Source organism: Calothrix sp. NIES-2100, from assembly GCF_963875285.1.
In the GTDB taxonomy this organism is placed as follows: domain Bacteria; phylum Cyanobacteriota; class Cyanobacteriia; order Cyanobacteriales; family Nostocaceae; genus Aulosira.
Window position 1 is genome coordinate 9,734,261 of the sequence record NZ_CAWNLA010000001.1, and the last position, 14,011, is coordinate 9,748,271.

The 14,011-nt window shown below is 42.2% G+C and carries 9 protein-coding genes; 4 read left to right on the forward strand and 5 right to left on the reverse strand.

Annotated elements, in window-relative coordinates:
- Positions 1-31: 31 nt before the first annotated feature.
- The gene (locus AACU32_RS39635) at positions 32-4,504 is read right to left on the reverse strand and encodes a PAS domain-containing protein (protein ID WP_096607664.1); all 4,473 of its coding nucleotides are present in this window, start codon (positions 4,502-4,504) and stop codon (positions 32-34) included.
- 394 nt (positions 4,505-4,898) lie between these two features.
- Between AACU32_RS39635 and AACU32_RS39640 the strand changes: the two genes are divergently transcribed.
- Positions 4,899-6,719, forward strand: a complete 1,821-nt coding sequence (locus tag AACU32_RS39640) for a tetratricopeptide repeat protein (RefSeq protein WP_096607665.1) — start codon at positions 4,899-4,901, stop codon at positions 6,717-6,719.
- Between the two features lie 303 nt (positions 6,720-7,022).
- Here the strand turns inward: AACU32_RS39640 and AACU32_RS39645 are convergent, their stop codons facing one another.
- Together AACU32_RS39645 and AACU32_RS39650 are read right to left on the reverse strand one after the other, a co-directional pair.
- On the reverse strand, positions 7,023-7,421 hold the full coding sequence (locus AACU32_RS39645; RefSeq protein ID WP_096607666.1) for a hypothetical protein: 399 nt from the start codon (positions 7,419-7,421) through the stop codon (positions 7,023-7,025).
- A 174-nt stretch (positions 7,422-7,595) separates the two neighbouring features.
- Positions 7,596-7,751 (reverse strand): hypothetical protein, encoded by a 156-nt coding sequence (locus tag AACU32_RS39650; protein WP_339378640.1) that lies wholly within the window; start codon positions 7,749-7,751, stop codon positions 7,596-7,598.
- Positions 7,752-8,013: 262 nt separating this feature from the next.
- Between AACU32_RS39650 and AACU32_RS39655 the strand changes: the two genes are divergently transcribed.
- Genes AACU32_RS39655 through AACU32_RS39665 form a run of 3 tightly spaced genes read left to right on the forward strand, consistent with a single transcriptional unit; the run spans position 8,014 to position 10,222 of the window.
- Complete coding sequence (locus tag AACU32_RS39655; RefSeq protein WP_096607668.1) at positions 8,014-9,429, forward strand: serine/threonine-protein kinase; 1,416 nt, start codon at positions 8,014-8,016, stop codon at positions 9,427-9,429.
- A gap of 53 nt (positions 9,430-9,482) precedes the next feature.
- The gene (locus AACU32_RS39660; RefSeq protein WP_096607669.1) at positions 9,483-9,893 is read left to right on the forward strand and encodes a XisH family protein; all 411 of its coding nucleotides are present in this window, start codon (positions 9,483-9,485) and stop codon (positions 9,891-9,893) included.
- Complete coding sequence (locus tag AACU32_RS39665) at positions 9,884-10,222, forward strand: XisI protein (protein ID WP_096607670.1); 339 nt, start codon at positions 9,884-9,886, stop codon at positions 10,220-10,222. The genes AACU32_RS39660 and AACU32_RS39665 overlap by 10 nt, the downstream gene beginning before the upstream one ends.
- Before the next feature lie 287 nt (positions 10,223-10,509).
- Here the strand turns inward: AACU32_RS39665 and AACU32_RS39670 are convergent, their stop codons facing one another.
- Positions 10,510-12,138, reverse strand: coding sequence for a trypsin-like peptidase domain-containing protein (locus tag AACU32_RS39670; RefSeq protein ID WP_096607671.1), 1,629 nt, complete (start codon positions 12,136-12,138; stop codon positions 10,510-10,512).
- Between the two features lie 158 nt (positions 12,139-12,296).
- Complete coding sequence (locus AACU32_RS39675; protein ID WP_096607672.1) at positions 12,297-13,949, reverse strand: trypsin-like peptidase domain-containing protein; 1,653 nt, start codon at positions 13,947-13,949, stop codon at positions 12,297-12,299.
- Between the last annotated feature and the right edge of the window lie 62 nt (positions 13,950-14,011).

Consider the following 14,011-nt stretch of genomic DNA (forward strand, 5'->3'; position numbering starts at 1 on the left):
ATAGTCAATCCTCAAAACCAGGACTTCTGAATTATTGCTCACGAATTAGTTGTGCCACAGCCTGAACTAACACATCTGGGTTAATCGGTTTGGATAAATGTCGTTGAAATCCTGCTTCTAGGGCTTGTTGCTGATTAATTTCGCCAGCATAAGCAGTCAGGGCGATCGCGGGAAGTTTACCGCCGCGTTCTGGTGGCAGGGTACGCACTTGTCTGAGTAAGGTATAGCCGTCTACCTCTGGCATACCGATATCACTGACTATGATATCTGGCTCAAATGATTCTAAGGCGGCAAAAAATTCCTCACTGGATGCAACTGTCATCACCTCTGCACCGTATTCAGCTAGCAAGAATGCCATTAAATCGCGGCTGTCTGGTTCATCATCAATGGTTAATACTTTGATTCCTGTGAGATTGAGTGCATCTGCGGACAATTCAACAGCGCGATCGCTCTCTGGTTCTATGTGCAACAAAGGTAATCTAACTGTAAAGGTGGCTCCTTGTCCTTCGCCTTGACTGTCAGCGGTGATTGTTCCCCCATGCGCTTCGATTAAGTGGTACACGATCGCTAATCCTAACCCTAGTCCACCATATTTGCGGGTCACGGAAACATCTTCTTGGCGGAAAGATTCAAAGATGTGGGGGAGAAATTCTTGATTAATGCCTTTACCTGTGTCAGCGACGGTAATCTGCGCTTGTTTACCTACTCTTTCTAGCACAATGTCTACCCGCCCACCACTGGGGGTAAACTTGATGGCGTTGGAAAGCAAATTCCAAACTATCTGCTGAAGCCGCACCGCATCGCCGGATACTTGCCCAATATTGGGTAGCACTGGATGAATCAGAATCGATTTGGCAATTGCTGCGGTTCTGACTGTGTCAATGGCAGCTTCAATCACAAATGCTAAATTTAGAGGGTCAGCATTTAAGCTGAGTTTACCACGCAAAATCCGGGCAATATCGAGCAAATCATCAATGAGTTGGGTTTGTAATTTGGCGTTCCGCTCAATTGTTGCTAGGGCTTCAGCGGTTTTGCTGTCATCTAGTTTGCGACTTTGCAGCAACTTTGTCCAGCCTAAAATCGGGTTGAGGGGGGAACGTAATTCGTGAGACAGAATCGCCAAAAACTCATCTTTAATGCGGTTGGCTCTTTCGGCTTCATTGCGGGCAACTTGTTCTAATTGCAAAATGCGATCGCGTTCTATTTCCAATTCTTTTTGATCGTGAATATCTGTGCAAGTGCCAAACCATTTCATCACCCGCCCTTGTTCATCTTTGAGCGGTAAGCCTAAAATTAAATGCCAGCGATAACTACCATCACTGTTACGCCGAAAGCGGTATTCGTGTTTATAGAAAGTGCTATTTTTGACAGCATTTAACCAGATATTTTGGGATAACTCTACATCTTCTGGATGCACGGCTGAAAGCCAACCAAAATCCAATGCTTGCTCAAAAGGCAATCCAGTATATTCACATAATCTTTCGTTAACATAATCACACAAACCGTTGGCATCACAAGTCCAGACGAGGTGGGGAATGGCTTCTGCTAAGTAGCGGTAACGGGCTTCACTTTGACGAATAGCTTCTTCAGCTTGTTTGTAATCAGTAATATCTCTGGAAATACATAACAGTTGGATGATTTGTCCTGCTGGATTGCGGATGGGCGTAACTACCACATCCCACCATTTCGGTGTACCTTTGGCGGTGGGACAATAGCCCTGGAATCTCCCTAATTCGCCAGCCTTAGCTACGGCGATCGCATCCTGAGCCATTTGCTGAGCTTGTTCTCCCCAAAAACAGAGCCATTCTGTGTTGAGCAGGGGTGCGAGATCGTCGATTTCTAAAAGACAGATACCGCCTGGATTCATGTACAAAAGCCGCCCATCGAGATCTAACACTTTGATGCAGTCGCTACTACTGGATAACATCCGTTGGTTAAACTCTTCACTTTGCCGCAATTCTGCTTCTGCTAGTTTGCGAGCGGTGATATCCATTGAGAATCCAATCATCCCCACAGGATTTTGATTGCGATCGCGGAGTAAAGACAGTGAAAGCAAGACATCTATATGTTTGCCACATTTGGCTTGTGCCTTCACTTCTACTTCATGCTCACCTTTAGCTTTCAGTGGCGCGATTATCTGATTTTGCAAAGCATCACGCATTTGGGGCTGTGGATAAAGCAGCTCAATATGTTGACCTATTGTCTCTTGGGCAGAGTAACCAAAAACTCTTTGGGCACCTTGATTCCAACTAGTGATGTAGCCATCTAGATCGGTGGATACGACACTGTCATGAGTTTGAGCCAGAATTTGGGCTTTTAGTTGCAGTTCCTCCTCTGCAAGTTTGCGATCGCTAATATCTTGATGAATACCTGCCATCCGCAACGGCTGACCATGCTCATCTCTAAGTACCACCTTACCGTAGTTGGCAATCCATTTTACCTCGCCAGATTTGGTTAAAACTCGGTAATCGAATTTGTAGGGTACTGAGCTATCGAGAAGATGGGCCTCTAAAATTTCCAGCGTCCAAGATTTATCTTCTGGATAAATCAGTTCTTTCCAACTATTAACATGATTTGGCAGTTCTCCGACTTCATAACCGAGCATTTCTAACCATCGGGGGCTGAGGTAAAGTTCATCAGTAACGATGTTCCAGTCCCATAAACCGTTCCCTGATCCTTCTAGTGAAAGTTGCAGGCGTTCCTCACTAGATTTGAGTAACTCCTCTGCCAGTTTGCGATCGCTAATATCTTGCACATTACCAAATACCCGCACCGCATTGCCAGCTACATTGTAGAAAATCTTCGCTTTGGCTAGCAGCCAGCGTATACCATTGGGGTGCTGGATACGATACTCAATCTCATAATCTTCTTGCTTTTCCTGAATGATGCGAGCATTGTACTCATTTATCTGAGTGCGGTCATCTAGGTGCACCAGGCGCAACCAATCTTCAAAGCTAATTTCCTGCATCGCCAAATCAAGCCCAAAGATGCTACAGTAATCCTCTGTGATTTTGGCTTTGTTGGTGGTCAGATCCCAGTCCCACAATCCTGATTTTGTCGCTTTTTGCCCCAGCTTCAGCCATGCTTGGTTTTCTCGCAGTTCTGTTTCTGAGCGTTTGCGTTCAGTAATATCTAAATCTACACCCGCCATGCGCACAGGTTGCCCTGTTGAGTCGTAAAAAACTTTCCCTTGGCTGAGTGCCCAACGAATTCTGCCATTGGGATAAGCCACCCGAAATTCGATATTGTAGTCTGCGCCTGTAGTCACAGCAGCATTGACAGACTCCAGCACGCGATCGCGATCTTCTGGGTGTATCCTAGAGCTAAACATTGCAAAAGAACCATCAAATTCTCCTGGTTCTAGCCCAAACAAAGCTTCTAAGTTATCAGACCATGTAATTTCACCTGTGAGAATATTCCAGTCCCAAGTCCCCATGCGGGAAGCTTTCAGGGCTAACCGCAGTCGTCCTTCACTCTCTTGCAGACTGGCCTCAGCTCGTTGGCGTTCAGCTAGTTCATTTTGTGCCTGTTCTAAAGCTTTAGCTTGGCGGATGGCAATACTCACATGGGTTGCTAATTCCTGAAGCAAATTAATGTCTAACTGTTGCCACTGTCGGGGCGCTCTACAGTGATGAGCGATTAAGATACCCCAAAAGTACTGATCGTGGACAATCGGCACTACCAAATTCGCCCTGACTTGAAACTGAGCCAGCAGTTCTACGTGACAGGCGTCGATAGTGCCATCATAAATATCGGTTTTTACAGTCACTAATCCCTGACGGTAGCGTTCAATATATTCATCTAAAGAAGTTGGATCTAGATTAAGCAATCCTTGACGATAGCGTTCAATATAATCCTCTGCCAGACAGGGATCTGACATTGAATATGCCATTATAGATACCCATTGTGCCCCAACGGATTCTGCAACTACTTCGCCGTTACCATCTCCGTGCAACTGAAAAATGATCGCGCGATCTGTATGCAGGAATTGCCGCACCTCACTGACAATGGTTTGCATGATCTCATTTAAATTCAGCGATTTGTAAATTTTCGAGGTAATCTGGGCAATTAATCGCTCTTTTTCTTGGGTCTGTTGCAGTTGGGTGCGTAACTGCACATTGTCAATTGCCCCATTTACGGCTACTCGCAGTCTCTCCTGAGTGATCGCGCCTTTGACTAAGTAATTTTGTGCCCCTGCTTTGATCGCCTCCACTGCGATCGCCTCATTTCCCTGTCCTGTGACTACAATTACAGGTAAGAATGACTGGTGCGTGATAGTTTGTAATTCTGTAAGAAATTCTATGCCATCTAAGTCTGGTAATAGGTAATCTAACAACACAATATCCGGTTGGTGTTGCTGCCATAGTTCTACCCCTAAACGTCCTAATTCTGCTTGGACAAATTTGTAGTTATAATCCCGATCTCGCCTTAAGTATCGCTGATACAGCTCACAGTCTTCTGGGCTATCATCAACAATCAAAACAGTCCTTTGTTGCTGGCTCATAAATACTTTGGCAAATTATGCAAAAAATAAATCAGATCCAAGCAATAATGCTCAAATAACTGTGTTTTTGTGGTAAATAAAACACTTTATGGAAAATTACACCATCAAAAGTCCTGACAGCATCTGCATCCTACCATATATACACCCTAGATAAGGCGCACAGTTGTGACCCCGACAATCATCGTCAAATCATCTCCAAAAGGGGTCTGACCCCCTATGCCAAACAACATCACAAATGCTAAAAACACAACCTTGGTAGAAGAATTTCTCTCGTCTATAATGAGCCTTTATTAACATCTTGCATTCTAGACAAGAGGAAACACGCTTGATGCATCTGGCGTGTGACTGAAGAGTGTTCAGGCTGATTGTAAGATTTACGATCTATATAAATTTTATGAATGCTGAAGATTTTTTGACTCAGGGATTAAACAAAAACTTTCAAGGAGATTATCAAGGAGCGATCGCCGATTATACTCAAGCTATACAACTTCATCCCCAGTTTGCGGAAGCTTACTATAACCGGGGGATGCTAATTAGCAGTGAACTTCAAGATTATCATAATGCGATCGCCGATTTTAATCGGGCGGTAGAAATTAAACCTGATTTTGCCGAAGCTTACTGCAATCGGGGTAATGTGCGTTTTCTCTTAGAAGATTACGAAAGCGCGATCGCCGATCATCACCAAGCATTAAAAATCAATCCCCTGCTAGCTGAATCTTACCACAGCTTGGGTAAAGCTTATTTTGCGCTCTCCGATTATGAGACAGCGCTCTTTAATTTTCACAAAGCAGTAGAAATTAATCCGATTCTATCTACCTATATTAATGTTGATATTGCCAATGCTTACCATAATCGCGGTGTCGCCCGTTGCGATCGCGGCGATAATGAAGGAGCGATCGCCGATTTTAACCAGGCTTTGCAGTTAAACCCCAATTTAGCCGCAGCTTATACTAATCGGGGTAATGTTTACCATCTTCTGGGCGAATATCTGCAAGCGGTAAACGATCATAACCAAGCATTACAACTCGATGGCAATTTAGCGGAAGCTTACCACAATCGCGGCAATGCCCGTTATGCCCTCACAGATTATCTCAGAGCAATTAAAGATTATAATCGCGCCTTAGAAATTAATCCGAATTTTGCTGGCGCTTATTATAGTCGCGGTTTGGTTTATGCTCACCTAGAAGATTATCAGCAAGCAATGGCAGACTTTAACCGAGCAATAGAAATCAATCCTGATGATGTGCAAGCATACTATGAGCGGGGACTAGTTCGCAGTGCCTTAGGAGATTATCAAGGCGCGATCGCTGATTATAACCACGCATTGCAAGAAAATCCCACATTAGATTTAGTATATGGCTTAAGAGCAAATGTGCGTCGCCGCTTGGGAGACTATCAAGAAGCAATTAAAGATAGTACAAAACTCCTGCAACTTAATCCTCTCATGGCTGAGGGATATTGCGATCGCGCAGCCGCACGGCGGAGCTTAGGTGACTACCAAGGCGCAATCAAAGATTACGATTGGGCATTGATGTTTAATGCCAACTTAGCCACAGCTTACTATGGTCGAGGTATTGTCCGGGAAGCCTTGCAAGATTACCAAGGCGCAATTAACGATAATACTCAAGCCATCGAAATTGCACCAGATTTTTCTCAAGCCTATTGTAACCGGGGTAACGTCCGCCGCCAAATTGGTGATGAACAAGGAGCGATCGCCGATTACGATGAAGCCATCCAACTTAATCCCGAATTAGTCGAAGCTTATTACAACCGAGGTTCTCTGCGCTACGCTATGGAAGATTATGAAGGTGCGATCGCAGATTATACCCAAGCCTTAAAATTAAATCCCCACTCTGCTGCATTTTATAGCGATCGCGGTAATGCCCGCTACGCCCTAGAAGACTATGAAGGCGCGATCGAAGATTATAATCAAGCAATCGCCATTGAGCCTAGCTTTTCTGAAGACTGGTTTAATCGCGGACGTAGCCATTCATGGCTAGGAGACTTAGAAACCGCCCTCAAAGACTTAAACCAAGCCTTACAATTACAACCCCATTGGACAGAAGCCTATTTAGTCCGCGCTGACGTTTACCGCAATCTGGGAGATTACGAAAAAGCGATCGCTGACTTCCAAGAATCCGCTGAACTTTATCACAAAGAAGGTAATTTACAATACTATCGCGAAATTCTCAACTTAATTTCTGAACTAGAATAACAAGACATAAAGCAGTGATTAATGAGATTCAACTATCGCGAAGTCAAACCACTTCTTCTTGCTTTCCATAGCACAAGCCAGATAGATTAGGACATCAAGCTAAGATAAAACCCTGACAATCAAAGGCTTTCAAGTCTGTCAACAGTAGGGGCGGGTTTATTAGATCATTGTTCATCCACGAGGATATCTGTGAACCCGCCCGTACAACAGTCAGTAGGGGCGGGTTTATTTGGATCTTTGTTAATAAATGAGGATATCGGTTAACCCGCCCGTACAACAGTCAACAATCAACAGCTATAGTGCTTACTTCGGTTGCCCAACTTCACTAGATTTTACCTTTGCCGCAGCTTTCTTTCTGCGAGTGGCAATGCTTTTGCGGATGCGATCGCTTTTGCGCACACCACCAGCCATCATATATTCTACACTATTATTACCGTATTTACACGCAACGCCCAGCAGTAATCTTCCACTTAATTCACTCAAACTTTTTTCCATCGTCTCAATTTCGGTTCTGATAGAATCAAGTAATTTTAGTGCGTTGTTATAACTATCTAGCTGGCTACGTAATTTCTCAATTAGTTGCCTCAGATATTGTAAATTGCAAGTATCCTCAAAATTCATATTTGGGTCAATAGCCTCTAATTGAGTGCATCGCAATACAGCCTTTTCTAAAACCCGAGATCCCCGTTGTTTATATGTCATAAATGCACTCCTGTATAAAAAAGTTTCTAGAATTAGCTTGGCTCAATTAAACTGAAATCTGGTTCAGGGTAATTCACAGAATATGAGCTTGAGTGCGATTGGATGTTTGAGTAATTACCGCAACTGTAAATGTTTTTACCCGACATACCGGGATTTCGGGATAAGCGAGGGGTCTTACACCTGATTCGCCAGCAACATCATAAATTTAGGGGATTTAGTCACAAATATTGCGACGTTGGTGACGACAACCGCGATGTTGGTAATGACAACCGCGATGTTGGTGACGACAACCGCGATGTTGGTGACGACAACCGCGACGAGAATAACCACTGTACAAGAATGTATTGTAATCCTGTGGATAAAAAACTCCACCCACGGATCGGAGTTTTTGTCAATGGTCAGTAGTCAGTGGCAAAGAAATATATACCGCCCACAAGGAAGGTATTAAACTCCAACATTCAACAACTGTACGGGCGGGTTCACCAATATCCTCGCTTATCAACAATGATCTAAATAAACCCGCCCCTACTGACAAATGACTCGCAAAGCGCAATAAATGGTATAAAAAATCCAGAGGGCAATGGTGACTTGAATGATCGGTCAAATTCTTGATGGACGCTACCAAATACTCGAACAAATCGGCCAAGGTGGATTTGGAATTACTTTCATAGCCATTGACACCAAACTACCAGAAAAACCTCATTGCATTGTCAAGCAGTTTAAACCAAAATCTATCGACCCATACGCTCTGCAAGTTGCGAAAAGATTGTTTGACACCGAAGCAGAAAAGTTAGAAAAATTGGGAAATCACAACCAAATTCCCCGTCTTCTCGCATTCTTTGAAGAAAATCATGAATTTTATTTAGTCCAAGAATATATAGAAGGTCGAGATATTACTCAAGAATTAGTACCGGGTACACAATTGAGTGAAGCTTATGTCATCAAACTTTTAACCGATATTTTAGAAGTTTTAGTCTTTGTTCATCAACAAAACTTAATTCATCGCGATCTCAAACCCTCAAATATTCGCCGTCGCCAATCTGATGGCAAAATAGTCTTAATAGACTTTGGTGCAGTCAAAGAAGTTACAACTCAAGTTGTGAATGCTCAAGGAAAGACAAGTTTTACCATTGCTATTGGTACACCGGGCTATTTACCTAGTGAACAAGCAAAAGGTCAACCAGAATTTTCCAGTGATATTTATGCAGTTGGGATTATTGGTATCCAAGCTTTAACCGGGATAAATCCTCACCCTAACTATAAACAGCTACGTACAGATCCGCAAACAGGAGAGATTATCTGGCGCGATCGCACTCAAGTTAGTCCCAAACTAGCAAATATAATCGATAAAATGGTGCGCTACGACTACCGCCAGCGTTACCAGTCAGCAGCCGAAGTATTGCAAGCACTCCAAGGATTATCGCCTAAATCGCCACCGGGGAAACTTTGGCTGGGTGTAGCTGCATTAGCAGTAATTACTCCCCTGATTATATGGCTTTCATCGCAATTGATTAACCTCAAACCAACTCTTGCAACTTACGAAGAACCTAACTTTGGTATAGCCATCAAATACCCATCAGATAACTGGGAAGCAATCAAACGCAATGATGATTTTGGCGGTGATGTGATTCAAATTGTGCGGAAAAATCAACAAGCGGTAAAATATTGTATATTAGCAGTAACAATTAATGTTAATGACTTATCGCCCCAATTGTTATCTTTAGAAGAATATAAAAACCTCGCTATTCAAAAGATTAAAAAGAATAATCCCAATCAACAAATTATAGATAAGACTACACCATCAACAACGCTATCAAAGTATAATGCTTATCAATTAACATATACTCGCCAAGAAGGAGAATGTAAACTCCAAGCCACAGAAATTGGCACAGTTAGAAACGGCAAAGCATACTTTATTACCTACATGGCAGAATCGTCCAAATATGCTCAATATTTACCTACTGCGGAAACGATGATTCAATCATTTAAAATTACAGAAAATAATTAATAATGTGTATTATCTATCCTAAAATAGCCTAATTGTGCGCATAGTAAACTCCTATGGCAAAAGATAAATTTCATAATGTTGTCAGAAATGCTTTAGAAAAAGACGGTTGGAATATTACAGCTGACCCCTACGAAATTAATGTCGATGATATCGATTTTGAGATTGACTTAGCAGCAGAGGAACTTTTAGGAGCAGAGAGAGAAGGACGAAAAATAGCGGTAGAAATTAAAAGTTTTATTAGTCCATCGAATGTTTCCGAATTTCATACAGCCTTGGGACGATTTTTAAATTATCGGGATGCTTTAGATAAAATTGAACCCAAACGCTTACTTTATTTAGCCGTAAGATTGCCTGTTTATGAAACTTTTTTTCAACGAAAATTTATTATATCGGCAGTTGAAAAATATCAATTACGATTGATGATTTACGATGTAGAACAGGAGGTTATTAGTCTATGGCTGTAGAACAATATCGGCAATATATTCGCCAAATTCTTTCCGAACGACAAAAGCGAGCTTCGATGTCACGAAATTACGAAGAGTATGAGGTGCAAACAATTTTTGACGAACAACAAGACCATTATCAATTACTTTATGTCGGTTGGAGAGGAAATAAACGGGATTTTGGTTGTATCTTACATCTTGATATTAAAGATGGGAAAATTTGGATTCAACATGATGGTACTGAAGTTGGAATTGCTAATCAATTAGTGGACATGGGAGTACCGAAGCAAGATATTATTTTGGCATTTCATGAACCCTATATACGTCAGTTTACTGAGTTTGGCAGTTGAAAAATAAAATTATGTAAGGGATTTAATTTATTCATCTGGGAGTATTCTAATACTACCTCATGGTTAAGGTGTGCAAGTATAATACTATTGGCTTGTACCTTAACTTGCAAAGCGATAACTTCGTTGAGCTTCTCTTCGAGACGCTGCGCGAACGCTAACGCACCTCACAAAACCGTACCAATGGAATGGCTTTTATAGTGCTTAACCTGAACTCAGATTAATGAAATTACTGGAAAATCTTAAAATACAAGTTTGGGTTAAAACAGGCAAAATCTCAAATTGCATGGCTACTCAGACAGCCGCCAAATTTTGATAGTCGCGTCATTACTACCACTAGCTAAAGTTTTGCCATCTGGGCTAAAGGCGACTGAATTAACCGTATCAGAATGACCATTGAGGGTACGAATTTCTTGCCCAGTAGCCAGGTTCCAGATTTTGATAGTCTTGTCATCACTACCACTAGCTAAAGTTTTGCCATCTGGGCTAAAGGCGACTGAATTAACCAAATTAGAATGACCCTTGAGGGTACGAATTTCTTGCCCAGTAGCGAGGTTCCAGATTTTGATAGTCTTGTCATCACTACCACTAGCTAAAGTTTTGCCATCTGGGCTAAAGGCGACTGAATGAACCCAATCAGAATGACGATTGAGGGTACGAATTTCTTGCCCAGTAGCAAGGTTCCAGATTTTGATAGTCTTGTCCCAACTACCACTAGCTAAAATTTTGCCATCTGGGCTAAAAGCGATTGAATAAACCCAACTAGAATGACCATTGAGGGTACGAATTTCTTGCCCAGTAGCAAGGTTCCAGATTTTGATAGTCTTGTCATCACTACCACTAGCTAAAGTTTTGCCATCTGGGCTAAAGGCAACTGACTTAACCCAATGAGAATGACCATTGAGGGTACGAATTTCTTGTCCAGTGGCGAGACTCCAGATTTTGATAGTCTTGTCCCAACTACTACTAGCTAAAGTTTTGCCATCTGGGCTAATGGCGACTGACCGAACCGAATAAGAATGACCATTGAGGGTACGAATTTCTTGCCCTGTAGCCAGGTTCCAAATTTTGATAGTCTTGTCACCACTACCACTAACTAAAGTTTTGCTATCTGGACTAAAGGTGACTGAATTAACTATTCCTTCTTTGAATATAAGACCTACCTTTTGAGAATGCCCAATCAGGGTCTCCGCTAGAGTAAAGTTAGCGGCTGATGGCGCAGTTGAAACTGGCGGATTTGTTGGCTTTGGAGTAGGCGCAGTCGCCACAGGCTGCACAGATGCTGCAAGACTTAAATAAATCTTCAACGGAATCCCATACACAGTAGTAGCATTAGTATCTGGGCGAGTTGTAGCGCGTCCGTGAATCCCCACTAATTTACCCTGTTCATCGAGTATCGCACCCCCACTCATCCCTGGAAAACCACCGATGTCATACACAAAAGCATAGCCATCTTTTGGGTTTGTCACCAGACGAGAAATTGAGCCGCTACGAAAATCTATGTCTGATGTTCCTTGCGGAAAACCTGCGACATGAACAGTTTTACCTAATGTTACTTGTTCAGAATTTCCCTTTTCGGCAACACTGTAATTTTCGTTGCTGGTAAACTGAAATATAGCTAAATCAACGCCAGGAAATCTTTTTACCTGGCTGTGTTGTAAGCTATATTTTTTCCCATCTGGTGTTTGTATTGTGTAGTTACCTTCAAGTTGTACTACGTGCCAACAAGTAACAACAGTGTAACTATTGCCTTGACGCTCAATAATTACCCCAGAGCCAGTATTTGCGCCATCAATGCGGACTGTAATTTGTTTAGCAATAGAACCAACTTCTGATGGTGTCAACGCTGTGGCTACTGGCTGCACTATGACAATTGTTGCACCAAATAATACTGCCGTTAGTACACCAGCAACCCTCATGATTGATTCTCCCGATGATTTTGTAATACTTCTTTTTTAATCGCTACAGCCATACTAGAGCAAATGTAATTGATTTTTTGCCTAATAAAATTTTAAGAAAATCTTAATATACAAGGTTAATTTAACAAGGATAATATTTAAAATCTAAAATTAAATAACTACGGAGATAGCCGCCAAATGATAGTTTTATCATCGTTACCACTAGCTAAAATTTTGCCATCTGGACTAATGGCGACTGACCAAACCGAACGAGAATGACGCTTGAGAGTACGAATTTCATTTCCTGTGGCGACATTCCAAATTTTGATAGTCTTGTCACTACTACCACTAACTAAAGTTTTGCCATCTGGGCTAAAGGTGACAGAATTAACCCCCTCAGAATGACCATTGAGAGTACGAATTTCTTGCCCAGTCTCGACATTCCAAATTTTGATAGTCTTGTCACCACTACCACTAACTAAAGTTTTGCCATCTGGGCTAAAAGCGACAGAATAAACCTCCTCAGAATGACCATTGAGAGTACGAATTTCTTGCCCAGTCTCGACATTCCAAATTTTGATAGTCTTGTCACCACTACAACTAACTAAAGTTTTGCCATCTGGACTTATGGTGACTGACCAAACCCAACGAGAATGACGGTTGAGAGTACGAATTTCATTTCCTGTGGCGACATTCCAGATTTTGATAGTCGCGTCAGCACTACCACTAACTAAAGTTTTGCCATCTGGACTTATGGCGACTGAATTAACCCTCTGAGAATGACCATTGAGAGTACGAATTTCTTGCCCAGTCTCAACATTCCAAATTTTGATAGTCTTGTCATCAGCACCACTCGCTAAAGTTTTGCCATCTGGGCTAAAAGCCACTGATCTAACCAGTAGGTTCGAGACACCGCCTGAATCGAACACTCTAGAATGACTATTGAGGGTAAGAATTTCTTTCCCTGTGGCAGCATTCCAAATTTTAATCTTGAAATCACTGCTAGCTAAAGTTCTACCATCTGGGCTAATGGCGACTGAATAAACCTTATGACCATTGAGAAACTTCGCTAAAATAAATTTGCTTGATGAGTTATTAGGATTTACAGGTGGTGGAGTTGAGACTGGCGGATTTGTTGGCTGTGGAGTTGGTGCAGTTGCAACAGGTTGTGCAGACGATACCAGACTTAAATAATTCTTCAACGGAATCCCCAACACAGCAATAGCACTCGTATCTGGACGAGTTCCAGAACGTCCGTGAATACCAACTAACTTTCCTTGTTCATCCAGTATCGGCCCGCCACTCATCCCTGGAAAAGCATTGACTGTGTACAGTAAAGCATAACCATCTTTGGGCTTTTGCACACGACCAGAAATTTGTCCAGATAAAGCTTGAAAAGTGCGTTCCGGGATACCAGGAATTCCATCGGGATAACCGGCGACATAAACAGTTTTACCGCCTGTAACTTGATCGGAATCTCCCTTTTCGGCAACAGAGTAATTTTGATTACTAGTGAATTGAAACACTGCCAAATCAACGCCCGGTAATCGTTGCACTTGGCTGTGATTAAAGGTGTATTGCCTACCATCTTCTGTCCTAACTGTATAGCTTCCTGTTTGTTGGATGACATGCCAATTAGTGACAACGGTGTAAGTATTGCCCGTGCGTTCAATAATAATTCCAGAACCTGTATTTGCTCCATCAATGCGGACTGTAATCTTTTGAGCTATGGAATAGACTTCTGCAGGTGTTAATGCTGTAGCGACTAGCGGCTGTACGATCGCAATTGTTGCACCAAGTAATATTACTGGAAGTCCCCCACCAAGTCTCATGATTTATCACCCAAATGATTATGCAGTAATTGTTTGTTAATCAGCGCCGCCATATTAGACTC